Raw genomic sequence first — 25776 nt, 5'->3', positions numbered from 1 at the left:
CAGGCTGAATGCATGCAATTGAAATCTCCTCGCCGGTCCAATCGTGAGCGCTCCGACACGACGCGTGCGGCGATCCTCGACGCCGCTCACGGCCTTTTTGTCGCGCGGGGATATGCGGAGACGTCGACGCCGGACATCGTGGCTGCCGCCGGCATGACACGCGGCGCGCTCTACCACCACTTCGAAGACAAGAAGGCGTTGTTTTTCGCGGTTGCCGAGCGGGAGGCTAGTGCGGTGGCGGCGAGGATCGAGGAGGCGACGTTCGACGGCCTGACCCCGCGCGAGGCGCTCATAACAGGGGCACGCGCCTTCTTCGACGCCATGGCGGAGCCCGGCCGGATACGCATTCTGCTTCTCGACGGTCCGGCCGTGCTCGGCACGCGATCGATGGCCGCGATCGATGCGGCCAATGCCCAGAGAAGGCTGGAAGAGGGCCTGGCGGAAGCGATGGCGCCGAAGGTTCATGATCCCGCCGCGTTGATGGCAACGGCGACGCTGCTGTCAGCGGCTTTCGATCGCGCCGCATTGGAGATTGCCGAAGGCGCGCCGACGGACCTCTACGTCGAAGCGATCGGCCACCTGATCGATCGATTGATCTCCGCCTGAGCCCAGCCCAGTCGCGCGCGTCGCAGATTTTTGGGCCGCGCGCATCAGCCGGCAACAGGCAGGATCTGCTGCGGCAGTTCGACCAGAGGCGCCGGGATATCGCAGGTCTTTTCCGGTGCCTTGCAGATGTCGGCAATGACGCAGCGCTCGCATTCCGGCTTGCGCGCCTTGCAGCAATAGCGGCCATGCAGGATCAGCCAGTGATGCGCGTGGTAGAGATACTGATCAGGAATGATGCGCGCGAGCTTCGCCTCGACCTCATCAGGCGTCTTGCCCGGCGCCAGACAGAGCCGGTTGGCGATGCGAAGGATATGGGTATCGACGGCGATCGTCGCCTGGCCGAAGGCCATCGACAGCACGACGTTGGCGGTCTTTCGCCCGACGCCCGGCAGCGTTACCAGCTCCTCGCGCGTGCGCGGAACCTCGCCGCCGAAATCGGTGATCAGCTTCTCGCTGAGCGCGATGACGTTCTTGGCCTTGTTGCGGAAGAGGCCGATGGTCTTGATGTAGTCGCGCACCTTCTCCTCGCCGAGCGCCAACATCTTTTCCGGGGTGTCGGCGACGGCGAAAAGCGCCCGGGTCGCCCGGTTGACGCCGGCGTCGGTCGCCTGCGCCGACAAGGCGACGGCAACCACCAGAGTGAAGGGATTGACGTGTTCCAGTTCCCCCTTCGGCTCCGGCCGCTGGATCGAGAAGCGCCGGAAGATCTCGGCGATGTCTTCGCGGCTGTAGACACCTGATGTTCGCGGGGTGCGGCGGCCTGCCGCCGACGTCGTTTTCGCGGGCTTGTTCGGCAATTTCGGCTTCACGTTTTTCATGATGCATCTATAGTCATTGGTCATGACGAATGGCAACGATCAGACGCTTGGCGGCGAAGAGCCGGTGTTCAGCGCCGAACTGACCCCCTATCGATCCCTGGGCCTTAGGGGATTCAAGGTCTTTTTCCTGATCGCCGGGCTGCTCAGCCTGGTCCATGCGGTCGTGTTCATGGTGATCGGTGCCTGGCCGATCGTATTCTTCTTCGGACTGGACTTCGCCCTGCTGTTCGGCGCTTTCTGGCTGAACTACCGCTCGGCGCGCAGCCGTGAGGAAGTGCGCGTTTCGCGAACCGATGTGTCGGTGCGCAAGTTCACACCGTCGGGCCGGATGATCGAACATCGCTTCAATCCATTCTGGGCGCGCTTCAGCATCGCCCGGCACCAGGAGATCGGCATCGTCTCGATGAGCGTCAGCGACCGCGGCCAACGGACCGATGTCGGTTCCTTTCTCAATCGCGACGACCGCGAAACCTTCGCCACCGCGTTTTCCCTAGCGCTTGCCACGGTGCGCCGCCGCTGACACGGGGCCAATCAAGTTTCGGGTGGCAACGACGCTGGCAGCATGATTACCTGTGTCACGACAGGAGATGACCGATGAACATTGCGACAACCCTACCCACCGACATCACGCCGAAGGGCACCGATTACGACACGGTGAGAAGCGTCATCGAGATGCTCACCGAAGAGTATCGCGAGCAGCCGTCGCTCGAAACGATCGCCCAGAGGCTGAAGCAATCGCCGACACAGCTGCAGAAGGTCTTTACCCGCTGGGCCGGCCTGTCTCCGAAGGCCTTCCTGCAGGCGGTGACGCTCGACCACGCCAAACGGCTGTTGCGCCAGGAAGACATGCCGCTGCTGGAAACCAGCATCGAGGTCGGGCTTTCCGGCCCGAGCCGGCTGCACGACCTCTTCGTCACCCATGAGGCGATGTCGCCGGGCGAATGGAAGGCGCGCGGTGCGGGCCTTACCATCCGCTACGGCTACCATCCCTCCCCCTTCGGCACGGCGCTGGTGATGATCACCGACCGGGGCCTGGCAGGCCTTGCCTTTGCCGATAGCGGCGGCGAGCGGGAAAGCTTCGAGGACATGGCGCATCGCTGGCCGAACGCCAGCTATGTCGAAGACAGCGCGGCAACGGCCCGCTACGCAGCCCGCATTTTCGATCCGGAGCGCTGGTGTGCGGAGGAGCCATTGCGCATCTTCCTGATCGGCACCGATTTTCAGATCCGTGTCTGGCAGGCGCTGTTGAAGATTCCGCTTGGCCGGGCCACGACCTATTCGACGATTGCCGGCAACATCGGCCAGCCAACCGCCTCGCGCGCGGTCGGGGCAGCGGTCGGCAGCAACCCGATCTCGTTCGTCGTTCCCTGCCACCGCGCGCTCGGCAAGAGCGGCGATCTCACCGGCTATCACTGGGGACTGACGCGCAAGCGCGCGATCCTCGGGTGGGAAGCCGGCAAGGCCTGAGAACGAAAAAAGGGGCGACAGGCGCCCCTTTTTGTTACCGGTGCATGGTCGCGGCTTGGAGCCGTTTCCGCCTTAGACGGAGTCTCGGAAACGCTCTATCTCTTTGTTTTTACGCATTTCCTGACGGAAAACCGCTTCGCACTTTTCCTGGAAATGCTTTAGTGCGCGGCCGACATGTCGCCCAGTACTTCCTTGGATGCAACCGTCGAATTGGCGTTGAGCTTGTAGACCATCGGCACGCCGGTCGCGAGGTTGAGCTTCAGGATCTGTTCCTTGGTCAAACGGTCGAGAACCATGACCAGCGCGCGCAGCGAATTGCCGTGGGCGGCCACGAGGACCTTCTCGCCGGCAAGCACGCGCGGCAGGATGTCCGTCAGGTAGTAGGGCCATACGCGGGCGCCGGTGTCGCGCAGGCTTTCGCCGCCCGGCGGTGGAACGTCGTAGGAACGGCGCCAGACATGCACCTGCTCTTCGCCCCACTTCTCGCGGGCATCATCCTTGTTGAGCCCGGAGAGGTCGCCATAGTCGCGCTCGTTCAATGCCTGATCGCGGATGGTCTCCAGCGACGACTGGCCGACGGCATCGAGCACGAACTGGCAGGTGCGCTGGGCGCGGATCAGCGACGAGGTGAAGGCGATGTCGAACTTTATGCCGTAGTCGGCGAGCGCCTTGCCACCAGCCTTGGCCTCTTCGACGCCAAGCTCGGTCAGGTCAGGATCACGCCAGCCGGTGAACAGGTTCTTCAGGTTCCAGTCGCTCTGGCCATGCCGGACAAGGACGAGGGTGCCGCTCATATGATTTCCCCTTGAGACGATAGAGATGGTGTCAGTTGAGCCCGAGAACATCGAGCATGGAGTAGAAACCGGGTTTCCGGTCGCGCGCCCAGAGCGCTGCGGTGACGGCACCGCGCGCGAAGATGGAGCGATCGGTGGCACTGTGGGACAGGGTCACCTGTTCCCCTTCGCCGGCGAGAATGACCGAATGTTCGCCGATCACCGAGCCGCCACGCAGCGTCGCGAAACCGATCGTGCCTTGCGGCCGGGCGCCGGTGTGGCCGTCGCGGACGCGCACCGAATTCTCCGATAGAGCGATGCTTCGGCCCTTCGCCGCAGCTTCGCCGAGGAGCAGTGCCGTGCCGGAAGGGGCGTCCACCTTGTGCTTATGGTGCATTTCGAGGATTTCGATGTCCCATGCGGCAGGGCCGAGGGCACGCGCCGCCTTCTCTGTCAGGACGCCGAGAAGATTGACGCCGAGGCTCATGTTGCCCGACTTGACGACGCGGGCGTGGCGTGCGGCCGCGCGGATTTTCGCGTCGTCGTCTGCCGAGCAACCGGTCGTGCCGATGATGTGCACGATGCGCGCCTGGGCCGCGAGGCCGGCAAATTCGACGGAACCGGCCGGCGAGGTGAAATCGAGCACGCCTTCGGCTTCGACAAAGGCTTCGAGCGGCTTGTCGGTGACCACGATGCCGATCGGTCCGAGCCCGGCCAGCTCGCCCGCATCACGGCCGATGAAGGGGGAGCCAGGACGTTCGATCGCCGCATGCAGGCGGACGCCGTCCATGCCATGAACCATGCGGATCAGCGTCTGACCCATGCGACCGGCCGCGCCGACGACCACAAGCTTCATGTCCGTTGTGCTCATCGGCGATTTTCCTTCCTGCTCATGTTCAGATTTCGGCGTCGACCGGCGCCTCGGGGGCCTTGCCCTGGAGATTGTGCAGGCGAGCGTAGAGACCGTCCTGCAAGCGCGCAAGGCCCTCATGCGTGCCTTCCTCGACGACGAGACCATCCTTCATGACGATGATCTTGTCGGCGTTGACGACCGTGGACAGACGGTGGGCGATGACGATCACGGTGCGACCGGTCATCGCCTGATCCAGCGCCTTCTGCACCGCGGCTTCCGATTCGGTGTCGAGTGCCGAGGTCGCCTCATCGAGCAGCAGGATCGGTGCATTGCGCACGAGCGCGCGGGCGATCGACAGGCGCTGCCTCTGGCCGCCGGACATCGTTACCCCGTTCTCGCCGACCGCGGTGTCATAACCCTGCGGCTGGGCGAGAATGAAGTCATGCGCATAGGCCAGGCGGGCGGCCTCCTCGATTTCCGCATCCGTCGCATCCGGGCGGCCGTAGCGGATATTGTCGCGGATCGAGCCTTCGAAAAGATAGGGCTGCTGCGAGACATAGGCGATGCCGTTGCGCAGCGACTGCTTGGTGACGTCGGCTATGTCCTGACCATCGATCAGGATCTGGCCGGAAGCAGGATCGTAGAACCGTGGAACGAGGCTGATGACGGTCGACTTTCCGGCGCCGGACGGGCCGACGAGCGCCGTCGTCTTGCCGCCTTCAGCGACAAAGCTGACGCCCTTCAGGATCTCGTCGCCATTGGCGTAGCGGAAACGAACGTCGCGCAGTTCCACAGTCGCGGTGTCAAAGGTGAGTTGCTTCGCATCAGGTTTGTCGCGCTGATGCGGAACGGTATCGAGAATCTCGTAGACCATGCGGGCGTTGACCGCAGCGCGTTCCAGAGACACTTGCAGGCGCGCCAGACGTCGCGCCGGGTCATAGGCCATCAACAGGGCGACAACGAAAGCGAAGAAGGCACCTGGCGGAACATCGTTGTAGATCGCGCGGAAGGCGGAATAGGCGAGTACGCAGGAGATGGCGAGGCCGGCAAAGGTCTCGGTCATCGGTGCCGTGCGTTCGCTCAAGCGCGCGATCCGGTTGGCACGGTTTTCCGCCCGGTTGACGATCGTCTCGACTTTGCCGCGCAATTCACTTTCCATCGTGAACGCCTTGACGATGGAAATGCCCTGGATCGTCTCCTGCATGGCGCCAAGAACGCGGCTGTTGACCTCGATGGCTTCGCGCGTTGCCGAGCGCAGCCGCTTGGAGACATAGCGCAGGCCGAGCAACAGCGGCGGCGCGGTAACAAACACAATGATCGACAGCAGCCAGTCCTTGACGAACATCACGCCGATCAGGCCGATCAGGGTCAACAGGTCGCGGGCAATCGAGGTGACCGTCAGATTGAGGACGTCACGGATGCCACTGACGTTCTGGCTGATCTGGGCTGCAAGCTGTGCCGACCGTGTCTCGCTGAAGTAGCCGACGCTGAGCGCCATCAGATGTGCGTAAAGCCGCTTCTGATAGCGTGCGACGATATTGTTGCCGATCTTCGACAGGGCGACGGCCTGGCCGTAGGTGGCAAAACCGCGCAAGACGAAGGCGCCAAAGATCGAGCCGCAGACCAAAAGCACGATGCTCGCGTTCTTGTTGGCAAATGCCTCATTGATCACGGTCTCCATGATCGAGGCAGTAAAGCCGGTCGTCGCGGCGACGACGGCCAGACAGGCAATGGCAAAGAGATAGCCACGGATATGGTCACGGCCGTTTTCTGCGATGACCCGCTTCAAGATTCCGGTGATGGTGTCGGAATCGACAGCATGCTGTTTTCTATCGTTGGCGCTCAAAAAGCCGATCTTCCCTGAGCCTGCATGGTAGGTCGAACGCCGACACTACCTTTCCCGGGCTCTATAGTGGTTTGGTGCGGCTTTGGCGAGTCTTTGCGCGCGCCGCCGCCATCAGCTTCTCCAGCGACGTCCCTCCGTTGCAACACCGAAGTCTCTCGGTGTGCGCGCGAAAGCCGCCAAACCGGACAGTGCCGCCATCGGATGGATGACCGCGAAGGTCGGGATGGTCTTCATCAGCGCGGAATGCGGCGCCTTGTCTTCAAAGGCGGCGCGGAACTCCGGTTTTTGCAGTGCCGGCAGGATCTTCTGCGAAATGCCGCCAGCCAGGAACACGCCGCCGCGCGCCATGAAAATCAGCGCCATGTCGCCGGCAACCCGGCCAAGATAGGTCGAGAACAGCGATATCGTTTCCACCGCAGCGGGATTGTTGCCGGCAAGCGCACCTGTGGTGACCTCGGCCGGATCATTCAGGACCGACTCTTCGCCATTGGCGGCGCAGACGGCGCGATAAAGGTTCATGATGCCGCGACCGCAGAGGATCTGCTCGCCGGCCATGCGCCCCTCGATCGGCTCCAGGAACGGCCAGATCTGGTAGTCGCGCTCGGTGCGTGGACCGATATCGACGTGACCGCCTTCGCCGGGCACCGGAAACCAGGTGTGCTGCGCAAAGACCAGGCCGCCGACGCCCAGGCCCGTGCCCGGGCCGAGAACGACGCGGGAGGTCAGCGGGCGAACGCTGCCGCCACCGATCTGGACCAGATCTTCGGCCGCGGGCGCGGCGACGGCCAGCGCCTGCGCCTCGAAATCGTTGATGATGAGGACATCTTCCAGCCCAAGGCTGGAAAGCATGTCCTTCGGACGAATCACCCAGCCGGCATTGGTCAGCGGGATTTCGTCGCCCCTGATCGGGCCGGCAACGGCGAGGATTGCCGAGCGCGGCTGGACAGACGTCTTGTCGAGGATGCTCTTCTGCATCGCTTCCTCGATCGTCTCGAAATCGCCTGTCTTGATCGGCGGCAGCTGCTTCGGCTCGGCAAAGGCATCGAGCAGCAGGGCGAAGCGGGCATTGGTGCCGCCGATATCGCCGATCAGGATCGGAAAGGAAAAGCTGTTGTCACTCGCACCGGGCATCACACTGTCCATCCTGATCATCGCCGTGAGGTTTCGAATTCTCTACAGCGCCGCGCGTCAAATATGACGCGCAAAGGACGCTGTAGCACTTAAACTTGCTGCATAATTCCTTGAGATCGGATCCGACTTAAGGAATTAGTCAGTAGCAGTTGTGGTTGAAGTCGATCAACTGCTCGGCCGTGGCGCGATTGAGCGCCATCGGAATATCGTAGACGATCGCAAGCCGCATCAAGGCCTTGACGTCGACATCATGCGGCATCGCCGTCAGCGGATCGACGAAGAAGATCAGAAGCTGGATGTCGCCGGTGGCGATCATCGCACCGATCTGCTGGTCGCCGCCAAGCGGGCCGCTTTTCAGCCGCGTGATGTCGAGACCGGGGCAGACATCGAGAACGCGGCCGCCGGTCGTACCCGTGGCAACGATCTTCCACTGCGAAAAGACCGCCTCGTTGGCCTTGGCAAAGGCGGCGAGATCGTCCTTCTTCTGATCGTGAGCGATCAGGGCAACGCATTTCCGATCCGCCATGCCGTATCCCCGCCATCAAATTTAAATCGATTTGATGGCCGTATACATGAGCGTGACGAGATTGAAAAGGCGCAAGCCGAGACGGCTACTGCAGGGTCGGGCGCGCCAGGGGAACGGGAATGTCGGCGGGCGGCAGATCGGTCGCCGCATCGCCGATCACCTGTTCGATGCCCTGCTCGGCCGGCGCCGGTGAGGCGGCGCGATAGGCCATGCCGTAGGTCGCCTCCTGTTCGGAGGCGGGCGCCGGTCCGTTGAGCACCAGCGTGCAGGCCTTCGGCAGATCGGCCATCGTCGTCAACCGGGGCTTCACCGGCTTTTCGCCAGGCTTCTTCTTCGGCTTTGCCCAGGGCTCATCGGTAAACCACCAGGCCAGCGACTTGTCACAGCCGTCGCCGGCGGGAACCGCCGCCTGGTCCTTGCAGGTCGTCGACCCGGCCGGGCATTTGATCCGGATGTGGAAATGGTAGTCGTGACCATAGATCGGCCGGACCTTGCCAAGCGCCGAACGGTCGCCGTTCCAGGTGTCGCAGAGCTTCTTCTTGATCGCCGGATTGACGAAGACCCGCTCGACCTCAGGGTAGCTGGCGGCGAGCATGATCAGCCGGGCATGCGCCGGCGTCCAGATCGACGGATCGACGGTCAGAAACTTGTTCTTCTGCAGCATCGACGTCGCGGAAATGTCTTCGCGCTCCCGGCCCGTCAGGGTCCTTTGCGGCATCGGGGTCAGCCAGATATCGGCATCGAGACCGATCTGGTGCGAGGCGTGGCCGGAGAGCATCGGCCCGCCGCGCGGCTGCGAGATGTCGCCGAGGAGCAGGCCGGGCCAACCGATCTTTTCGGCGGCGTCATGGGAGAACTGTTCGATCAGCGCGATCATCTGGGGATGGCCCCAGCGCCGGTTGCGCGACAATCGCATTGCCTGCCAGGTGGGGCCATCCGTCGGGATGGCCACGCCGCCGGCAAGGCAGCCCTTCGCATAAAAACCGTAGGACGAAGACGCCATCTGCGCCGGCAGCGCCTTGGCGCCGAAGAGCGCCTTTGCCGGCGTGTCGTCGGCCCTGGCAACATCGGCGATCAAGAAGCTCGTTCCGAGCAAAAGCGCCAGAAGCGCCGAGCCACAGCGTCGTATTGCAGCAACCATGTCCAATTCCGTTCCGTTCATTCCCCGACGGCGAACCGCACCGGCGATGGGTGCGAGATGCCCGATATCCCCTGATCCTAAGGTGCTGCCTTTGCCTCAGCCTTGCGGATCACCGGGATGTGACGCAAAAATTTCGCCTGATTTGCGGCAGTGCCTGTCATTTGGCCCGATTTCGCCTATTCTCTCGCAAAAGAACATTGAAATATAAGGGGTACTGATTGGATGCTGGATGTTGGCAGGACTGCAAGAGTACGGCTGGCGGCCTCACTTCTGGCGGCGACGCTTTTTCTCCCACCTGCAGTCTACGCCCAGGAACAGCTGGTCTTCCGCAACGGCCTCTCGCTCGTCGGCGAGCCCAAATACCCACCCGGCTTTGAGCGCTACGACTATGTCAACCCGGATGCGCCGAAAGGCGGAGAACTGAAACTCTCGCAGACCGGAACCTTCAACACCTTCAACCCGATCCTCGACAAGGGCGACGCAGCCGCCGGGCTGCCGCTTGTCTTCGATACCCTGATGAAATCGGCCGACGACGAGATTTCAACCGCCTACGGCCTGCTTGCCGAAGGCGTGTCATACCCAGACGATATTTCGTCCGCCACTTTCCGCCTGAGGCAGGAAGCAAAATGGGCGGACGGAAAACCGGTAACGCCGGAAGACGTCATCTTCAGCTTCGACAAGGTCAAGGAACTCAATCCGCTCTATGCCAACTATTACAAGCACGCAACTTCGGCGGAAAAAACTGGCGAGCGCGACGTCACCTTCCACTTCGACCAGAAAAACAATCGGGAACTGCCGCACATCCTCGGCCAGTTCCTCGTTCTGCCGAAACATTGGTGGGAGGGGCAAGGTCCGGACGGAAAGTCTCGCGATATCACGCGAACGACGCTGGAACCGGTGATGGGGTCGGGTGCCTATCGCATCGCCTCGTTCTCGGCCGGAGCAACGCTGCGATACGAGCTGCGTGACGACTATTGGGGCAAGACGCTGAACGTCAATGTCGGGCAGAACAATTTTGGCGCGATCAGCTACACGCTCTTCGGCGACCGCGATGTCGAGTTCGAATCCTTCCGGTCGGGCAACACCGACTACTGGACCGAGAACCAGGCGAGCCGCTGGGCGACAGGCTATGATTTTCCGGCGGTGAAGGACGGTCGCATCAAGCGCGAGAGCCTGCCCAACCCCTACCGGGCGACGGGCATCATGCAGGCAATGGTTCCGAACACGCGGCGCGCGCCGTTCAACGACGAGCGCGTGCGCGAGGCCCTGAACTACGCCTTCGACTTCGAGGAAATGAACCGGACGGTCTTCTACAACCAGTATACCCGCATCGACAGCTATTTCTGGAACACCGAGCTGGCTTCCTCGGGCCTGCCCCAGGGCGATGAGCTGGCGATCCTGGAGGGGATCAAGGACAAGGTCCCGGCTGAAGTCTTCACGACACCCTATGCCAACCCGGTCGGCGGCTCACCGCAGACGTCACGCGACAACCTGCGCAAGGCGATCGCTCTGATGAAGGAGGCCGGCTACGAGCTGAAAGGCAACCGGATGGTCGAAGCCAAATCCGGAAAGCCCTTCTCCTTCGAAATCCTGCTGAGCAGCGCCACCCTCGAGCGCGTGGCCCTGCCCTACGCGCAAAACCTCAAGAAGATCGGCATTGAGGCGCGCATCCGAACGGTCGATGCCTCGCAATATACCAACCGCACGCGCGCCTTCGACTATGACATGACCTGGATCGTCTGGGGGCAGACACTCAGCCCCGGCAATGAGCAGCTGGATTTATGGGGTTCCAAGGCGGCCAAGGAACAGGGCTCGCGAAACTATGCCGGCATTGCCGATCCTGGCATCGACGCCCTGATCGAGAAGGTGATCTTCGCGAAGGATCGGCAAACACTAGTGGCCTCGACCAAGGCGCTCGACCGCGTGCTGCTGGCGCACCACTACGTCGTGCCGCTCTACTACAAGAACAATGCGACGATTGCCTACTGGGACAAGTTCGAGCGACCGGCAGAGCTACCGAAATACGCGATCGGCTTTCCCGACATCTGGTGGTCGAAGGCAGCCACGGCCAAATGAAGCCCTTGCACTCCGATGCTGTCTCGATTCCAAATGCAGAAAACCGAATCACTGAAAACGAATAGAGGCCCGGCTTGGGCCTGAAAGCCGCAAGGAGACGTGAGGATTGAGACAGCATAGGGCGCACGCCGACGCTTCGCGGGTCCGGGCCACCGGCAACACGTCGATCGAGAGGCTGGCCTGATGGGTGCCTATATCCTGCGACGACTGCTGCTGATGATCCCGACGATCATCGGAATCATGGCGATTTCCTTCACCGTCATTCAGTTCGCGCCGGGCGGACCGGTCGAACAGGTGATTTCGGACCTGACGAACGCCAGCGGCTCCGACCGCCTGAGCGGCAGCGGCGGCGACCTCATGCAGGCCGGTGGCGAACAAGGCAGCCAGTACCGCGGTGCCCAGGGGCTCGATCCGGAATTCATCGCCAAGCTCGAAAAGCAGTTCGGTTTCGACAAGCCGCCGCTCGAGCGCTTCGGCACGATGATGTGGAACTATATCCGCTTCGACTTCGGCGAAAGCTTCTTCCGCAACACCTCGGTCATCGACCTCATCAAGGAGAAGATGCCGGTCTCGATCTCGCTCGGCCTCTGGATTCTGCTGTTTTCCTACGCCATCTCGATCCCGCTCGGCATCAAGAAGGCGGTATCGGACGGCTCGGCCTTCGACGTGTGGACATCGGGCATCATCATCATCGGCTATGCCGTTCCGAGTTTCCTCTTCGGCATCCTGCTGATCGTCGTCTTTGCCGGCGGATCGTTCCTCGACTGGTTTCCGCTGCGCGGCATCGTCTCGGACAATTTCTGGCAATTGCCCTGGTGGCAGAAGATCCTCGACTATTTCTGGCACATGACGCTGCCGCTAATCACGCTTTTGCTTTCGGCCTTTGCGACGACGACGCTACTCACCAAGAATTCGTTCATCGACGAGATCAAGAAGCAATATGTGACGACGGCGCGTGCCAAGGGCCTGACGAACCGCCAGGTGCTCTACGGCCACGTCTTCCGCAATGCGATGTTGATCATCATCGCCGGTTTCCCGAGCGCCTTCATCTCGGCCTTCTTCACCGGTTCGCTGTTGATCGAATACATCTTCTCGCTCGATGGCCTTGGGCGGCTCGGTTATGATTCCGTCGTCAAGCGCGACTATCCGATCGTCTTTGCGACGCTGTTCATCTTCTCGCTGATGGGGCTGCTCGTCAGCCTGCTTTCCGACCTCATCTATACCTGGGTCGATCCACGCATCGATTTCGAGCGGAGGGACGTGTGATGAGCACCGTCACCACCGCACCCACCCCGGTTACCGCCCCGCCGCGCGGCTGGCTGTCGCCGGTCAACAAGCGGCGCTGGCAGAATTTTAGGGCGAACCGGCGCGGTTACTGGTCGCTCTGGCTTTTCCTCCTGCTGTTCGTGCTGAGCCTCTTTGCCGAGTTCATCGCCAACGACAGGCCGATCGTCGCCTCTTACAAAGGCGAGATCCTGTTCCCGGTCGTGGTGAACTATCCCGAAGAGAAGTTCGGCGGCTTCCTTGCCGAGACCGACTACCGCTCCGATTTCATCCGCGACGAGATCGAGGCAAACGGCTGGATGATCTGGCCGCCGATCCGTTACTCCTACCAGACGGTCAACTCGAACATTCCGCATTCGGCACCGACAAAGCCCTTCTGGCTGATGAGCAAGGATGAGCGCTGCTCGGCCTATCCGGAAGGCACCGCCGACCGCAACTGCATCGCCGGCAACCTCAACTGGCTCGGCACCGACGACCAGGCGCGGGACGTAACGGCGCGCATGATCTACGGTTTCCGCATCTCGGTGCTCTTCGGGCTGGTGCTCACCATCGCCTCGGCGATCATCGGCGTGACGGCCGGCGCGGTGCAGGGCTATTTCGGCGGCTGGACCGACCTTTTGATGCAGCGCTTCATCGAGATCTGGTCGTCGATGCCGGTGCTCTACATTCTGCTCATCATCGCCGCGATCCTGCCACCCGGCTTCTTCATCCTGCTCGGCATCATGCTCTTGTTTTCCTGGGTCGGCTTCGTCGGCGTCGTGCGCGCCGAGTTTCTGCGGGCACGCAACTTCGAATATGTGAACGCCGCGCGTGCCCTTGGCGTCGGCAACGGCACGATCATGTACCGTCACCTGCTGCCGAACGCGATGGTGGCGACCCTGACCTTCCTGCCGTTCATCCTGTCGGGCTCGATCACCACCCTGACCTCGCTCGACTTCCTCGGCTTCGGCATGCCGCCCGGCTCGCCTTCCCTTGGTGAAATGATCGCGCAGGGCAAATCCAACCTGCAGGCGCCCTGGCTCGGGCTGACGGCCTTTTGCGTCATGTCGCTGATGCTGTCGCTGCTGATCTTCGTCGGCGAGGCGACCCGCGATGCCTTCGACCCGAGAAAGACATTCCGGTGAGCGCGACGATGACCGATCCCATTCTTTCCGTCCGCGATCTGTCGGTCGCCTTCCATCAGGGCGGTAACACCTCGCTTGCGGTCGACGGCATTTCCTTCGACATCAATCGAGGCGAAACGGTCGCGCTTGTCGGCGAGTCCGGCTCCGGCAAGTCCGTGTCCGCCAACTCCATCCTGAAACTGCTGCCCTACCCCTCGGCTAGCCACCCGGGCGGCGAGATCCGCTTCAACGGCAAGGACCTCCTGAAGGCCAGCGATGCGGAGCTGCGGCATGTGCGCGGCAACGACATCACGATGATCTTCCAGGAGCCGATGACGTCGCTCAACCCGCTGCACCCGATCGAGCGGCAGATCGGCGAGATCCTCGAGCTGCATCAGGGGCTCGAAGGTGCTGCGGCGCGCACGAGAATTCTCGAGCTCTTGAACCAGGTCGGCATCCGCGAGCCGGAGAAGCGGCTCGGCGCCTATCCGCATGAGCTTTCCGGCGGCCAGCGCCAGCGCGTGATGATCGCCATGGCGCTCGCCAACCGGCCGGAGCTGTTGATTGCCGATGAGCCGACGACGGCGCTCGACGTCACGGTGCAGGCACAGATCCTCGAACTCTTGAAAACGCTGAAAGATCAGCATGGCATGTCGATGCTGTTCATCACCCATGACCTCGGCATCGTGCGCAAGATCGCTGATCGCGTCTGTGTGATGACCAAGGGCAAGATCGTCGAGACCGGGCCAACCGCCGAGATCTTTGCCAATCCACAGCATGCCTATACCCGCCATCTGCTCGCGTCCGAACCAAGGGGCAACCCGCCGCCCTCAGACGCCTCCAAGCCGATCGTCATGGAAGCGGCTGATGTGAAGGTGTGGTTTCCGATCAAGGCCGGCTTCCTGCGCAGGGTCGTCGACCATGTGAAGGCGGTCGACGGTATCGATCTCAAGCTGCGCGCCGGCCAGACGCTCGGCGTCGTCGGCGAATCAGGCTCCGGCAAGACGACGCTGGGCCTGGCGCTGACGCGGCTGATCTCCTCCAAGGGCAGGATCGCCTTCGTCGGCAAGGACATCGCCGCCTACAGCTTCCGTGAGATGCGGCCGCTGCGAAACCGGATGCAGGTGGTGTTCCAGGATCCTTACGGTTCGCTGAGCCCGCGCATGTCGGTTGCCGACATCATCGCCGAAGGGCTGAAGATCCACGAGCGCGCGCTGTCGGACGACGAGCGCGATCAACGCGTTGCCGCAGCGCTTGAGGAGGTGGGGCTCGACCCCGCCACCCGTTGGCGCTATCCGCACGAGTTCTCCGGCGGCCAGCGCCAGCGCATCGCGATAGCGCGCGCAATGGTGCTGAAGCCGAAATTCGTGATGCTCGACGAGCCAACCTCGGCGCTCGACATGAGCGTCCAGGCGCAAGTGGTCGACCTCTTGCGCGACCTGCAGCAAAAGCACGACCTTGCCTATCTCTTCATCAGCCACGATCTCAAGGTCGTGCGGGCGCTGGCCAACGAGATGATCGTAATGCGCATGGGCAAGGTCGTCGAGCAGGGTCCGGCGGAGCGCATCTTCAATGCGCCGCTGGAAGACTATACCAAGGCCCTGATGGCGGCCGCGTTCAATCTCGAAGCCGTCAACCTGTCCGCCATCCGCCAGTAGAGTTCTCGCAATGCCCTCGAAAAGCCCCGTCATCGTCGATCTGAAGTTCATTCCGGAAGAAGTGGAAGCGGCACTGAAAGGCGCCTTCCCGGATCGCGAGGTGATCAACCGCGCCGATACCATCCATTACAATCGCAATCTCTCAGGGATCGATTATGCGGTGGTGTGGAAATCGGCACCGGACCTCTTCGAGAGGGCACCGGATCTCAAGGTGGTTTTCTCCGGCGGCGCCGGCGTCGACCACGTTCTGACATTGCCGGGTCTGCCGGACGTGCCGCTTGTTCGTTTCGTCGATCGCAGCCTGACGACACGCATGAGCGAATGGGTGGTGATGCAATGCCTCATGCATCTGCGCCAGCACCGAGCCTACGAAGCGCTTGCGGCAAAGCGGGAGTGGCGGGATCTTTCCCAGCCCGAAGCGGCGGACTTTACCGTCGGCATCATGGGCATGGGTGTGCTGGGTCAGGATGCAGCGCGCAAGCTTTCGGTCTTGGGCTTCAACGTCGTCGGCTGGTCGCGCAGCAAGAAGGCGGTCGACGGCATCGAGACCTATGCCGGCGACGAACTGGACACCTTCCTGGCACGCACGGATTTCCTGGTCGGCCTTTTGCCGCTGACGCCGGATACCAAAGGCATCTTCAATGCCGGGCTTTTTGCCAAATTGAGCCGCAACGGCCCGTTTGCCGCGCCCATCTTCATCAACGGCGGCCGCGGCGGCAGCCAGGTCGAGGCCGATATCCTCAGCGCACTCGATTCCGGCTTGCTTGGCGCAGCTTCGCTCGATGTTTTCGAGCAGGAGCCGCTTTTACCGGAAAGCCGCTTCTGGCAAATGCCGAATGTCTATGTGACGCCGCATGTCGCCGCGTCGTCGGACGTCAAGGCCCTGTTCAGCCACGTCGAGCAGCAGATCGCCCGCCTCGAAGGCGGCCTGCCGCTGCAGCACGTGGTGGACAAATTAGCCGGCTACTGATCCATCAAGGTCTGCGATAGCCCGTCGGCTGGTCGTAGAGCCAACCAATGCGCTTTATGGAAGCTTCCAGGCCCTCGCGCGCCACGGTCATCGTGTGGCCATTAGCGTGGATCAACGTCTCGTCGTCTTCCATCAAGGCGACGTGCCCCTTCCAGAAGACGAGATCGCCGCGTTTAAGCTCTTCACGTGCGATCGGCATTCCCAAACCAGAAGCCTGCATGTCGGAATCGCGCGGCGCGAGCTTGCCGACCATCATCATCGACAGCTGCACAAGGCCGGAACAATCAATGCCGAAACCGGAACGTCCACCCCAGAGATAGGGGGTTTCGACAAACCGGGCGGCCACCGAGACATAATCGCCCGGTACGACGCTGCCGACCTCGATGCAATGATTGGCGATCACCGCCTGGCCGCCGTCGAGCAGGAAATAACGGGTGCCGCGGGTCTCGCGCTCGTCGACGACCGCCAGACGGCTGGCCATCGACAACGGATAGACCGTCGGAAAACGCAGATCATGACCGGAATAGACGAAGGTGCGCGGTACTGACACGATATGCGTCGGGCTCTTGACCACCGGCGCAAGGCAATATTCCGGGAGGTAGCCGACATAACCGTCGAGATCGGCCTTCACCCAGCACCAGCTCTCATTGGTATCGAGCACGCGAACGGTTTCGCCGAGCAGCAGTTCGGTATCGGTACCGCAGGCGAGGTCGGGCTTTGCCCTGAGCGGCGCCACCGGCACCGAGACGCGTGCAACGCTTCCCTCGACGTAGCGTTCGGCCTCCACGACGCCGCGAAGGCGGCTCTCAGCGAGGTCTGCCCTGTAGGCATTCAGGCGGCGATCGGGAAGTGTCGACATGTCAACTCACTTAGGCTGTTTGCGGCCCTGATCAATGATCAGATCGCCGAATTTTTCAAGATAAAGCGCACCGTCGACCGTTCTTTTGATGACGACGTTGCGTCGATCGCGGTCGTCGCGGGCGCGGTCGACGAGGCCGAGGGCGCCCATGCTATCGAGCGCGCGCGTGATCACCGGCTTGGTGACGCCGAGCGTGGCGGCAAGGCCACGAACGGTGTGGGGCGGCGGCACGAGATAGATCTGCAAGAGGATCGCCATCTGGCGCAGCGTCAGGTCGCGACCGTCGACCCGCACCTGTTCCAGCGATACCGTGTGCCAGAGCCCAAGGGCCTGAGAGGGCGTAAGCTCGACCGGCAATGACAACTCCTGCGCAACCGCATGAATTCTCGGATCGTTCTCCGGTTCGAGGATTCAAGCAAACAGCCAAAGGGCTACAGCGACCAATGCGCCTCCAAGGGAAGCCCGGCGCTGTGGATCGTTTGCCACCATAGCTGCGCACCGTTACGCAAGCGTTTCTTTTTTTGGCGACCGGCGCTGTAGTCAGCGCCGGCCGTGTTCGTGCGAGCGTTACTTGGCGATCTGCCCAATGTGCTGATAGAGCGCACGAATGGCTTGGGCCTCGCCGCCGACCGGCGAATGCGGCCGCTCGGACTGCGCCCATCCGAAGATATCGAAATGCACCCAGCTCTTGGTGTTGGTGACGAAGCGCTTGAGGAAGAGTGCGGCGGTGATCGAGCCTGCCATGCCGCCCGAAGGCGCGTTCGTCAGATCGGCGATGCGCGCGGAGACATCCTTGTCGTAGCCCATGTGCAGAGGCATGCGCCACATCGGATCGTCGACGCTGAGGCTCGCCTCGAAGAGATCGTGCGCCAGGTCGGCGTCGTCGGTGAAGAACGGCGGCAGGTCGGGGCCGAGCGCGACGCGGGCGGCACCGGTCAGCGTTGCCATGTCCACGAGCAGATCATTCTTTTCCTCGTCGGCATAGGCGAGCGCATCGGCGAGGATGAGCCGGCCCTCGGCATCGGTGTTGTCGATCTGCACCGTCAGGCCCTTGCCGCTGCGATAGATGTCGCCGGGCCGGAAGGCGTTGGCCGAGATCGAGTTCTCGACGACGGGGATGATGACGCGCAGATCGACCTTGAGCTTTGCGTCCATGATCATCAGCGCGAGGCCCATGACGTTGGCGGCACCGCCCATGTCCTTTTTCATCAGGAGCATGGAGGAAGCCGGCTTGATGTCGAGGCCGCCGGTGTCGAAGCAGACGCCCTTGCCGACCAGCGTTACCTTCTTGTGGCCCTTCTTGCCCCAGCGCAGTTCGAGAAGGCGCGGCGCTTCGGCGCTTGCCCGGCCGACGGTGTGCACAAGCGGGAAGTTCTGCGTCAGCAAGGCCTCGCCCGATATCACAGAGACATCCGCCTTGTAGTGCGTCGCGAGCGCGCGGAATGCAGCCTCGAGCGCCTCTGGGCCCATGTCGTTGGTCGGCGTGTTGATCAGGTCGCGGGCAAGAAACACGCCGGCAAGCTGCCGCTTGATGTCGGCAGCATCGGCATCGGTCGGGATCAGCAAGGTCGGCGGCTCGCCCTTTGCCGATTTGTAGCGCTCGAAGCGGTATGAGCCGAGGCCATAACCGAGCGCCAGCCGGTTAGCGGTCAACGGCGCCGTTTCGATATGCCACTTGCCCGCAGGCAGGGCGCGCGCCAGCTTGCCGGTCAGGAACGGCGCTTCGGACGGGTTGCCGCCCAGGCCGAAGAGTGCGCCGCCCAGATGCCCATCGGCGGAAGGGATCAGCAGAACAGCGCCCGATTCGGCCTTGAAACCGGCCTTGCGCGCCCAATCAAGCGCGATCGGATCTATGGCTCCCGTTTCGATATGCGCCGGCGTGACCGCGAAGATCGGCAGCGTCTTGCCTGCGCTGGTGTTGAACGGCGACGGCCGTTCGATGAATTGATAGGGGGCCATGGAAGTCCTCGGCTGACAGAGATGGATTCGCACAATTAACGCTCTGTTAGGGTTAACAGATTATTGCTGGAGTGAAAGTTGCGCCGATGTTGTTTGGAGTTCTGGTGCGCGAATGCATGCTGGGGACACCGCCGATGGCCAAACGCACGATCTCATCCCTAAAAGCCAACCGTCTGCTGCAAGGCGCCGCAATCGCGATAGTCGCCCTGTCCATGGCCGGCTGCGCCAATCAGCCGAAGAAGGAGCTGACGACGGGTTCTATTTCCCGCACGTCGAAGCCCGTTCAATCGATGACTGCATCGGAACTCTCGCAGGCGGCCGAAGGCATCGGCCAGGCCTATGAGAAAAACCCACGGGATCGCGAGGCCGGGCTGAACTACGCCAACCTCCTGCGCATGACCGGGCGCAATGAACAGGCGCTGGCCGTCATGCAGCAGGTCGCGATCAACCATCCTCAGGACCGCGAGGTTCTCGGCGCCTACGGCAAGGCGCAGGCAGCAGCTGGACAGCTGGAACAGGCATTGAACACGATCAGCCGTGCCCAGACGCCGGACCGGCCGGATTGGAAACTGAAATCAGCCGAAGGCGCTATCCTCGACCAGCTCGGCCGCGCGCAGGAAGCGCGCCTGCGATACCGAGAAGCGCTTGAGCTTAGGCCCAACGAGCCCTCCGTACTCTCCAACCTCGGCATGTCATACCTTCTGACCAAGGACCTGCGCACGGCGGAAACCTACTTGAAATCGGCGGCAGGCCAGCCCGGCGCCGACAGCAGCGTGCGGCAGAACCTCGCGCTTGCGGTCGGGCTGCAGGGACGCTTTCAAGAGGCCGAAGCGATTGCCCGCCAGGAGCTTTCCGGCGAACAGGCGGAAGCCAACGTGAAGTATCTGCGCTCGATGTTGTCCCAGCAAGGCGCGTGGAAGCAGCTGGCAAAGGCTGACGAGGCCAACACCAACTGAGACGACTTGGCGGAACCGCATGGCATGCAGGCCTTCGACGGAACGATCTTGCCTCGCTGGCGTCCTGATCTCAAATCGACTCTGATTGCAGGGTTCTATAGCACCGCACGCCAACAGAACGCGCAAGGAACTTTGCGCGTCCAATAAGGCGCGCGGCGCCGTCTTTCGGATCAGATTGGCGGATCAGAAGCGGTCAGCGACCTGGATGCCGGCCGGACCGAGGATGACGGCAATGAGAACCGGCAGGAAGAACAGGATCATCGGCACGGTGAGCTTGGGCGGCAGGGCGGCCGCCTTCTTCTCCGCGGCATTCATGCGCTGGTCACGGCTTTCCTGCGCCAATACGCGCAATGCCTGCGCAATCGGCGTTCCGTAACGGTCGGCCTGAATCAGTGCCTGAACCACCGACTTCACATCATCGATGCCTGTGCGATGGCCAAGGTTTTCCAGCGCGGTACGCCGGTCGGGCAGAAACGAGAGTTCGGCCGTCGTCAACACCAGTTCTTCGGCCAGAGCAGGCGACTGGGCGGCGATTTCATCGGCGACGCGCCGCATGCCGAGCTCCATCGACACGCCGGATTCGACGCAAATCAGCAGAAGATCGAGCGCATCCGGCCAGGCCCGACGAATGGAATGCTGTCGCTTGGCGATGGCATTGGCGACAAAGACGTTTGGTGCATAGAAGCCGACATATGCAAAGCCGACGGCAAAGGAGAACCGCATCATGAAGGGCTTCTCGGCGAAATTGCCGAGCACGAAGATATAGACGACCGCGACGACGAGAAATAGGAAGGGAAGGCAGAACCGCGCAAAGAGGAACGTGTTGAGCGCGTTCTGTGAACGATAGCCCGCCATCTTGAGGCGGCTGACCGTGTTGTCATCGACGAGGGCCTTGCGCAGGTTCAGCCGCTCGACGATCTGGCGAACGGACGTGTTGTTCTGAGCGCGCAGGCTGGCTTTACCGCTCGACACCTCGGCCGCAAGACGCGCGCGCTCCCGCGCACGGATCTGCTCGCGCTCGGTCGCCACGGATTTCATCCGCTTGCCGAGGTCTCCACGCTCGAAGAACGGTACGACAAGCGAATAGAAGGTCGCCAGCACGGCAAACGAGACGAGAACGGCGAAGATGATATTCGGATCCGTCAGCGTCTTGATCAATCCTTCGCCCATACTCGTCCCTCAGATATCGAAATTGATCATGTTGCGCATCACCAGAATGCCGATGCTCATCCACACCAGGCCGGCCCCGATTATCAGGTGGCCACGCTGGTCGGTGAACAGGATCATCATGTAGTCGGGTGAGGTAACGTAAACGAGGAACGACACAATGAAGGGCAAGGCGCCAATGATGCACGCCGAAGCCTTCGCCTCCATCGAAAGGGCGCTGACCTTTGCCTTCATCTTTTTCCGTTCACGCAGGACTTTCGACAGGTTGCCGAGCGCTTCGGACAGATTGCCCCCCGCCTGCGCCTGAATGCCGATAACAATTGCGAAAAAGTTCACCTCTGCCAACGGAATGCTGTTGATCATGCGGGCGCATGCCTCGGTGACGCTGAGGCCGACCTGCTGGGAATCGACGACGCGGCGAAATTCCGTTTTCACTGGCTCCTGGCCATCACCGGCAATGAGGCGCAGAGCGTCGTTCAGGGGCAGGCCCGATTTGATCGAGCGAACCATGACGTCGAGCGCATTCGGAAACTCCTCAAGGAATTTCTTGCAGCGGCGCTTGATCAGGAACCCGATGAACCAACGTGGCAGACCAGCGGCGGCAATCACGCCGACACCGGCGGAAATAGCCAGACCGAGGCCAGCCAGGAGCGCGACGATGAAGGCGATGAAGCCGAAAGCCGCACTGAAAAGGTAAAACTGCGTCAAGGAAATGGAGAGGTTCGCCTGTGCCAGGCGGGCCTTCATCGAAAGCGTCGTCCTGGCCGACTTCTCCTGCTGTTTTTTCTCGAGTTCCTTCAACGAGTCCTGAACGGACTTGCGTCGCTTCGACATCTCGCTGACACGATCGCGAGCCGCCTTGACCTTGACGCGATCTGTTTCGGCTGCGCCGACCTTGCGAATTCGACCTTCCGCCTTCTTCTCAGCTTCGATCCGGGAGTAGAGAACAGCATAGGCAAGCCCTGCCGCTGAGACTGCGACGAGGAATGCCAGCGCCAGGACGGGAATGCTGATGCCGAACATCATGGCTCCTAGCCCTTGTCCATAGCGTCGAGCGTCGCCGCCAGGCGTTTGTCTTCGTTGAAGTAACGGGCGCGGTCCCAAAAGTGTGGACGACCGATGCCGGTCGATACGTGGCGGCCGACGATGCGGCCGTTGGCATCTTCCCCTTCGATCTCGTAGCGCATCAGGTCCTGGGTGATGATGACATCGCCTTCCATGCCGACGACTTCCGTGATGTGGGTGATGCGGCGCGAGCCATCACGCAGGCGCGCTGCCTGGATGATGACGTCAATGGATCCGGAAATGATCTCGCGGACTGTCTTGGCCGGCAGCGTATAGCCGCCCATGGCGATCATCGACTCCATACGCGCCAGGCATTCGCGCGGCGTATTGGCGTGGATCGTACCCATGGAACCGTCGTGGCCGGTGTTCATCGCCTGCAGCAAGTCGAACACCTCGGGTCCACGCACTTCGCCGACGATGATGCGTTCGGGCCGCATGCGCAGGCAGTTTTTGATGAGATCCCGCATGGTAATCTCACCCTCGCCTTCAATATTCGGCGGCCGGGTTTCGAGGCGAACCACGTGCGGCTGCTGCAGCTGCAGTTCGGCGGTGTCTTCACAGGTAATCACCCGTTCGTCGAGATCGATGAAGCCGGTCAAGCAGTTCAGAAGCGTCGTCTTGCCCGAACCGGTACCGCCGGAGATGACGATGTTGCAGCGGACGCGGCCGATGATCTGCAGAAGGACGGCGCCCTCGGGCGTGATCGCGCCGAATTTCACCAACTGATCGAGCTTCAGCTTGTCCTTCTTGAATTTGCGGATTGTCAGCGCAGTGCCGTCGATGGCGAGCGGCGGCGCGATAACGTTGACGCGTGAGCCATCAGGAAGACGCGCGTCGCAGATCGGGCTGGATTCGTCGACGCGGCGGCCCACTTGTCCCACGATCCGCTGGCAGATCGACAGAAGCTGGGCGTTGTCTCGGAATCGAACTTCGGACTCGATGGTTTTTCCGGCGACTTCGATGAAGGTCTGACCGGCACCGTTGACCATGATATCGGCGATGTCGTCGCGCGCGAGCAGCGGCTCCAACGGCCCATATCCCAGAACGTCGTTGCAGATATCATCGAGCAGTTCCTCCTGCTCGGAGATCGACATCGCGAAGTTCTTGATCGTGATGATGTCATTGACGATATCGCGAATTTCTTCGCGTGCGCTCTCCGTATCGAGCTTCGCCAGCTGCGAAAGATCGATCGTATCGATCAGGGCCGAGAAGACCTGCGATTTCGTGTCGTAGTAGTCCTCGGTGCGGGCGGGCCGCTTCCTTTGCGCCGGAGCTTGCGATTGCGGGCGCGAAGCGGGCGCCTGAGAGTCGGCAAGCACCGGCACGGCGGCGCGCTCGATCACCGCCGATTGCGTGGCAGGGACGATCGGCGGCATCGCGGCACCTGTGGTGCCGACCTTACCGAAGCCTTCGTTTCCGCGTTTGCCGAACATGTTCCTGATCCGTCCGTTCTGTGCGTCGTCTATTTCTTGCGGAGCGCTGCCAACACTTTGCCGAGGCCGCCGCGTCGCGCCTTCTTCATCGACGCGCGGCCGGTCAACAGATGCGCGAACTGGGAGAAGGTTTCGGCAGCCGCCGACTTCTTGTCGATCTCCGCAATCATGCGGCCGCTGTTCGATGCATTGCCGAAGAGAACGGCGTCGAACTGAATGATGGCTGCGGCTTCGATTTCCAGCGATTCGCAGAATTCATTCACCGCAATCTCCGGACGCTTCGGCATGCCGACCTGGTTGAGAACGAGATGAGGCTGTTTGTCGTTCGGCCGAAGCTTCTTCAGAGCATCGAGCAGGTTCTTCGTGTTGCGAAGACTTGCGAGATCCGGCACCGCGGTGATCACGATCTCATCGGCTTCGCCCAGCACCGAGCGTGTCCATTCCGTCCACATATGCGGGATGTCAAGCACCGAAACGGGCGCGTTGCGCTGCAGGATTTCGAGGATCGGATGAAAGGCGCCGCCTTCGAAATCATAGGCGCGATCCAGCATCGACGGCGCCGCAAGCAGCGAAAGATGCTCGGAGCATTTGGTCAAAAGGCGATCGAGGAAAACCTCGTCGAGCCGCTCGGGTGCAAAGACCGCCTCCGAAATACCCTGCGGAGGGTCCTGATCGAAATCGATATTGGCGGTGCCGTAAGGCAGGTCGAGATCGGCAAGAATGGTTTCGGTTGAAAAAAGATTGGAAATGTCCCAGGCGCAATTGTGCGCGATGGTCGAGGAACCGCTGCCGCCCTTGGCGCCGATAAAGGCCAGGCTGCGCCCCAACGGCTCAGCATCGGGATCGACGAAAATCGATGCGACCGCCGACAGAATGTCCGGCATCGCCACCGGCGCAACCATATACTCGGAAATGCCGTTGCGGATAAGGTCGCGATAAAGGCCGATATCGTTGTATTTGCCGACGAGAACGACCTTGGTGCTCGGGTCGCAGACCGCAGCCAATGGCGCAAGCTCCGTGAGCAGCGATCGGGGCTCTGTCGACGTTTCCAGAATGATCAGATTCGGCGTCGACACGGTCGCAAACATGTTTGCCGCGGCATCGATGCCGCCACTGTTGATGCGCAGACTGACCTTCGCCATGCGGCGATCCTGCCCGCAACGCTCCATCAGTCGCTGCATCGCCTCGCTTTCACAAAACGCATGGATCGAGATGCGCGGCAGCGGACGGACCTGCTCCAGGTCGCCCGGCTGCACCGTATCGAAGGCGGGATCGCCTGCCCCGGCACCCGTTTCGATCCTGTACTCAATGGTGCTCATCTGCTGATCCCAACGATATCAATTGAAGACGGTGACGGGTCCGTCACTCTTTTCGGTTCCGCGCCAGTCCTGAATGACCTGACCGCGCTGCACCGCATCGATCGGCGACATCTGGCGCGGGCCGAGCAGATCGGTCGGATTGGAGATCTGCGCCGCCAGATTGGATTGCGACGCGCAGCCAAAATTGTAGTAGTTGCGGTTCTGTATCGTGTTGAGCGCGACGTCCTCCGGCCACTCGCCGCACGGCCCAGTCTGGGCGGTGATCGCCACATAGCTCAAGCGAACCGGAGCAGCGTCACCCATGGGACCGGCCTCGTAGCCGGCTTCGATCAACCGCTTCGCGGGGACGCCGGCGGCAACGAGAACGCTGCGGATCTCCTTGCGCATGGCCTGCGCAGCATGGCTGTTTGCCGAGCCGCGCGGCAGCATGATCTGGACAACACCGGTAGACGAATTGTGATACTCGGCACCAAAGCCGCTGATGACGTCGCGCGTGCCCTGCGTCAGCCGGCGGTCGCCGGAGGCGATCGGGATATCGATCGTACGCTCGCCCTCGGCGAGCACGATCGGATGCCGGGTGCGGTAGTCGTCGGGGATCGAGCCCGTGGCAAGATTGTCCTTCGTGCCGCAGCCGGCCAGCAGCCCCGCGGCAACGACGAGGATTGCAGCGTGCCGCAAATGACGAACGGGAACTCCGGATCTGTTGAGGGACATGGCACTCGGCCTTTCAGAATTCTCGTTAAAGCTGCTTCGCGTTTGCATGGCC

24 protein-coding genes are annotated in these 25776 nt (G+C 61.9%); 9 read left to right on the top strand and 15 right to left on the bottom strand.

Annotated elements, in window-relative coordinates; genetic code table 11:
- The first annotated feature begins 12 nt into the window (after positions 1-12).
- Positions 13-606: a TetR/AcrR family transcriptional regulator gene (locus tag BC360_RS22780; protein ID WP_065797016.1), complete on the top strand. Its 594-nt coding sequence runs from the start codon at positions 13-15 to the stop codon at positions 604-606.
- A gap of 44 nt (positions 607-650) precedes the next feature.
- Here the strand turns inward: BC360_RS22780 and nth are convergent, their stop codons facing one another.
- A complete protein-coding gene (nth, locus tag BC360_RS22775) occupies positions 651-1424 on the bottom strand; it encodes an endonuclease III (protein WP_065784904.1) in 774 nt (257 codons plus the stop codon).
- 22 nt (positions 1425-1446) lie between these two features.
- Here nth and BC360_RS22770 point away from each other — a divergent pair, with 22 nt between their 5' ends.
- Both BC360_RS22770 and BC360_RS22765 read left to right on the top strand, forming a co-directional pair.
- The gene (locus BC360_RS22770) at positions 1447-1944 is read left to right on the top strand and encodes a DUF2244 domain-containing protein (RefSeq protein WP_065797015.1); all 498 of its coding nucleotides are present in this window, start codon (positions 1447-1449) and stop codon (positions 1942-1944) included.
- 74 nt (positions 1945-2018) lie between these two features.
- Positions 2019-2891 carry a methylated-DNA--[protein]-cysteine S-methyltransferase gene (locus BC360_RS22765; protein ID WP_065797014.1) on the top strand — a complete coding sequence of 291 codons (873 nt, stop codon included), beginning with the start codon at positions 2019-2021 and terminating at the stop codon, positions 2889-2891.
- A gap of 158 nt (positions 2892-3049) precedes the next feature.
- Here BC360_RS22765 and BC360_RS22760 read toward each other — a convergent pair whose 3' ends face one another.
- From BC360_RS22760 to mepA, 6 genes are all read right to left on the bottom strand, one after another.
- Positions 3050-3685, bottom strand: coding sequence for a 2,3-bisphosphoglycerate-dependent phosphoglycerate mutase (locus BC360_RS22760; RefSeq protein ID WP_065784819.1), 636 nt, complete (start codon positions 3683-3685; stop codon positions 3050-3052).
- 31 nt (positions 3686-3716) lie between these two features.
- Positions 3717-4535: a 4-hydroxy-tetrahydrodipicolinate reductase gene (dapB, locus tag BC360_RS22755; RefSeq protein ID WP_065797013.1), complete on the bottom strand. Its 819-nt coding sequence runs from the start codon at positions 4533-4535 to the stop codon at positions 3717-3719.
- Positions 4536-4560: 25 nt separating this feature from the next.
- Positions 4561-6363 carry an ABC transporter ATP-binding protein gene (locus BC360_RS22750; RefSeq protein ID WP_065797012.1) on the bottom strand — a complete coding sequence of 601 codons (1803 nt, stop codon included), beginning with the start codon at positions 6361-6363 and terminating at the stop codon, positions 4561-4563.
- A 111-nt stretch (positions 6364-6474) separates the two neighbouring features.
- Positions 6475-7494: a glucokinase gene (locus BC360_RS22745; RefSeq protein WP_065797181.1), complete on the bottom strand. Its 1020-nt coding sequence runs from the start codon at positions 7492-7494 to the stop codon at positions 6475-6477.
- Between the two features lie 139 nt (positions 7495-7633).
- Positions 7634-8020 carry a methylglyoxal synthase gene (locus BC360_RS22740; protein ID WP_065784815.1) on the bottom strand — a complete coding sequence of 129 codons (387 nt, stop codon included), beginning with the start codon at positions 8018-8020 and terminating at the stop codon, positions 7634-7636.
- A gap of 85 nt (positions 8021-8105) precedes the next feature.
- On the bottom strand, positions 8106-9161 hold the full coding sequence (gene mepA / locus BC360_RS22735; RefSeq protein ID WP_065797011.1) for a penicillin-insensitive murein endopeptidase: 1056 nt from the start codon (positions 9159-9161) through the stop codon (positions 8106-8108).
- Between the two features lie 222 nt (positions 9162-9383).
- On the opposite strand from mepA, the gene BC360_RS22730 reads away from it, so the two are divergent.
- The 5 genes from BC360_RS22730 (at position 9384) to BC360_RS22710 (ending at position 16252) form a co-directional block, all read left to right on the top strand.
- Complete coding sequence (locus tag BC360_RS22730) at positions 9384-11237, top strand: extracellular solute-binding protein (RefSeq protein ID WP_065797010.1); 1854 nt, start codon at positions 9384-9386, stop codon at positions 11235-11237.
- A gap of 183 nt (positions 11238-11420) precedes the next feature.
- Entirely contained in the window at positions 11421-12503 is a 1083-nt protein-coding gene (locus BC360_RS22725) for a microcin C ABC transporter permease YejB (protein ID WP_065797009.1), read from the top strand.
- Positions 12503-13645, top strand: a complete 1143-nt coding sequence (locus BC360_RS22720; protein WP_065797008.1) for an ABC transporter permease — start codon at positions 12503-12505, stop codon at positions 13643-13645. The genes BC360_RS22725 and BC360_RS22720 overlap by 1 nt, the downstream gene beginning before the upstream one ends.
- An 8-nt stretch (positions 13646-13653) precedes the next feature.
- Positions 13654-15282, top strand: a complete 1629-nt coding sequence (locus BC360_RS22715; protein WP_065797180.1) for an ABC transporter ATP-binding protein — start codon at positions 13654-13656, stop codon at positions 15280-15282.
- 10 nt (positions 15283-15292) lie between these two features.
- A complete protein-coding gene (locus BC360_RS22710; protein ID WP_065797007.1) occupies positions 15293-16252 on the top strand; it encodes a 2-hydroxyacid dehydrogenase in 960 nt (319 codons plus the stop codon).
- Between the two features lie 4 nt (positions 16253-16256).
- On the opposite strand, the gene BC360_RS22705 is transcribed toward BC360_RS22710, so the two are convergent.
- The 3 genes from BC360_RS22705 to BC360_RS22695 all read right to left on the bottom strand — a co-directional run bounded on the left by BC360_RS22705 (position 16257) and on the right by BC360_RS22695 (position 19070).
- Positions 16257-17111 carry an NlpC/P60 family protein gene (locus tag BC360_RS22705; protein ID WP_065797006.1) on the bottom strand — a complete coding sequence of 285 codons (855 nt, stop codon included), beginning with the start codon at positions 17109-17111 and terminating at the stop codon, positions 16257-16259.
- A 6-nt stretch (positions 17112-17117) separates the two neighbouring features.
- A complete protein-coding gene (locus tag BC360_RS22700) occupies positions 17118-17468 on the bottom strand; it encodes a MarR family transcriptional regulator (RefSeq protein ID WP_065797179.1) in 351 nt (116 codons plus the stop codon).
- Between the two features lie 210 nt (positions 17469-17678).
- The gene (locus BC360_RS22695) at positions 17679-19070 is read right to left on the bottom strand and encodes a leucyl aminopeptidase family protein (RefSeq protein WP_065797005.1); all 1392 of its coding nucleotides are present in this window, start codon (positions 19068-19070) and stop codon (positions 17679-17681) included.
- Positions 19071-19204: 134 nt separating this feature from the next.
- On the opposite strand from BC360_RS22695, the gene BC360_RS22690 reads away from it, so the two are divergent.
- A complete protein-coding gene (locus tag BC360_RS22690) occupies positions 19205-20026 on the top strand; it encodes a tetratricopeptide repeat protein (protein ID WP_065797178.1) in 822 nt (273 codons plus the stop codon).
- A 183-nt stretch (positions 20027-20209) separates the two neighbouring features.
- Here the strand turns inward: BC360_RS22690 and BC360_RS22685 are convergent, their stop codons facing one another.
- Genes BC360_RS22685 through BC360_RS22665 form a run of 5 tightly spaced genes read right to left on the bottom strand, consistent with a single transcriptional unit; the run spans position 20210 to position 25772 of the window.
- Positions 20210-21196 carry a type II secretion system F family protein gene (locus BC360_RS22685; RefSeq protein ID WP_065797004.1) on the bottom strand — a complete coding sequence of 329 codons (987 nt, stop codon included), beginning with the start codon at positions 21194-21196 and terminating at the stop codon, positions 20210-20212.
- Positions 21197-21205: 9 nt separating this feature from the next.
- Entirely contained in the window at positions 21206-22216 is a 1011-nt protein-coding gene (locus BC360_RS22680) for a type II secretion system F family protein (protein WP_065784806.1), read from the bottom strand.
- A gap of 8 nt (positions 22217-22224) precedes the next feature.
- A complete protein-coding gene (locus tag BC360_RS22675; RefSeq protein WP_065797003.1) occupies positions 22225-23691 on the bottom strand; it encodes a CpaF family protein in 1467 nt (488 codons plus the stop codon).
- Between the two features lie 29 nt (positions 23692-23720).
- Complete coding sequence (locus tag BC360_RS22670; protein WP_065797002.1) at positions 23721-25010, bottom strand: AAA family ATPase; 1290 nt, start codon at positions 25008-25010, stop codon at positions 23721-23723.
- Positions 25011-25028: 18 nt separating this feature from the next.
- Positions 25029-25772: a CpaD family pilus assembly protein gene (locus BC360_RS22665; protein WP_139110160.1), complete on the bottom strand. Its 744-nt coding sequence runs from the start codon at positions 25770-25772 to the stop codon at positions 25029-25031.
- Positions 25773-25776 lie beyond the last annotated feature (4 nt).

The sequence above is a fragment of the Ensifer sp. LC163 genome (assembly GCF_001695855.1).
GTDB lineage: Bacteria > Pseudomonadota > Alphaproteobacteria > Rhizobiales > Rhizobiaceae > Ensifer.
Note: the sequence above shows the minus strand (reverse complement) of the source record. Positions and strands in the feature narration are given on the sequence as shown.

What these genes read in the sequence shown, in the direction of transcription:
- BC360_RS22730 (WP_065797010.1), top strand. Translation starts at nt 9,384, where the DNA reads ATGCTGGATGTTGGCAGGACTGCAAGAGTACGGCTGGCGGCCTCACTT.
- nth (WP_065784904.1), bottom strand. Translation starts at nt 1,424, where the DNA reads ATGAAAAACGTGAAGCCGAAATTGCCGAACAAGCCCGCGAAAACGACG.
- BC360_RS22710 (WP_065797007.1), top strand. Translation starts at nt 15,293, where the DNA reads ATGCCCTCGAAAAGCCCCGTCATCGTCGATCTGAAGTTCATTCCGGAA.
- BC360_RS22715 (WP_065797180.1), top strand. Translation starts at nt 13,654, where the DNA reads ATGACCGATCCCATTCTTTCCGTCCGCGATCTGTCGGTCGCCTTCCAT.
- BC360_RS22720 (WP_065797008.1), top strand. Translation starts at nt 12,503, where the DNA reads ATGAGCACCGTCACCACCGCACCCACCCCGGTTACCGCCCCGCCGCGC.
- BC360_RS22780 (WP_065797016.1), top strand. Translation starts at nt 13, where the DNA reads ATGCAATTGAAATCTCCTCGCCGGTCCAATCGTGAGCGCTCCGACACG.
- BC360_RS22765 (WP_065797014.1), top strand. Translation starts at nt 2,019, where the DNA reads ATGAACATTGCGACAACCCTACCCACCGACATCACGCCGAAGGGCACC.
- BC360_RS22745 (WP_065797181.1), bottom strand. Translation starts at nt 7,494, where the DNA reads ATGCCCGGTGCGAGTGACAACAGCTTTTCCTTTCCGATCCTGATCGGC.
- BC360_RS22665 (WP_139110160.1), bottom strand. Translation starts at nt 25,772, where the DNA reads ATGCAAACGCGAAGCAGCTTTAACGAGAATTCTGAAAGGCCGAGTGCC.
- BC360_RS22725 (WP_065797009.1), top strand. Translation starts at nt 11,421, where the DNA reads ATGGGTGCCTATATCCTGCGACGACTGCTGCTGATGATCCCGACGATC.
- BC360_RS22690 (WP_065797178.1), top strand. Translation starts at nt 19,205, where the DNA reads ATGGCCAAACGCACGATCTCATCCCTAAAAGCCAACCGTCTGCTGCAA.
- BC360_RS22695 (WP_065797005.1), bottom strand. Translation starts at nt 19,070, where the DNA reads ATGGCCCCCTATCAATTCATCGAACGGCCGTCGCCGTTCAACACCAGC.
- BC360_RS22685 (WP_065797004.1), bottom strand. Translation starts at nt 21,196, where the DNA reads ATGGGCGAAGGATTGATCAAGACGCTGACGGATCCGAATATCATCTTC.
- BC360_RS22705 (WP_065797006.1), bottom strand. Translation starts at nt 17,111, where the DNA reads ATGTCGACACTTCCCGATCGCCGCCTGAATGCCTACAGGGCAGACCTC.
- BC360_RS22760 (WP_065784819.1), bottom strand. Translation starts at nt 3,685, where the DNA reads ATGAGCGGCACCCTCGTCCTTGTCCGGCATGGCCAGAGCGACTGGAAC.
- BC360_RS22670 (WP_065797002.1), bottom strand. Translation starts at nt 25,010, where the DNA reads ATGAGCACCATTGAGTACAGGATCGAAACGGGTGCCGGGGCAGGCGAT.
- dapB (WP_065797013.1), bottom strand. Translation starts at nt 4,535, where the DNA reads ATGAGCACAACGGACATGAAGCTTGTGGTCGTCGGCGCGGCCGGTCGC.
- BC360_RS22770 (WP_065797015.1), top strand. Translation starts at nt 1,447, where the DNA reads ATGACGAATGGCAACGATCAGACGCTTGGCGGCGAAGAGCCGGTGTTC.
- BC360_RS22680 (WP_065784806.1), bottom strand. Translation starts at nt 22,216, where the DNA reads ATGTTCGGCATCAGCATTCCCGTCCTGGCGCTGGCATTCCTCGTCGCA.
- BC360_RS22740 (WP_065784815.1), bottom strand. Translation starts at nt 8,020, where the DNA reads ATGGCGGATCGGAAATGCGTTGCCCTGATCGCTCACGATCAGAAGAAG.
- mepA (WP_065797011.1), bottom strand. Translation starts at nt 9,161, where the DNA reads ATGGTTGCTGCAATACGACGCTGTGGCTCGGCGCTTCTGGCGCTTTTG.
- BC360_RS22675 (WP_065797003.1), bottom strand. Translation starts at nt 23,691, where the DNA reads ATGTTCGGCAAACGCGGAAACGAAGGCTTCGGTAAGGTCGGCACCACA.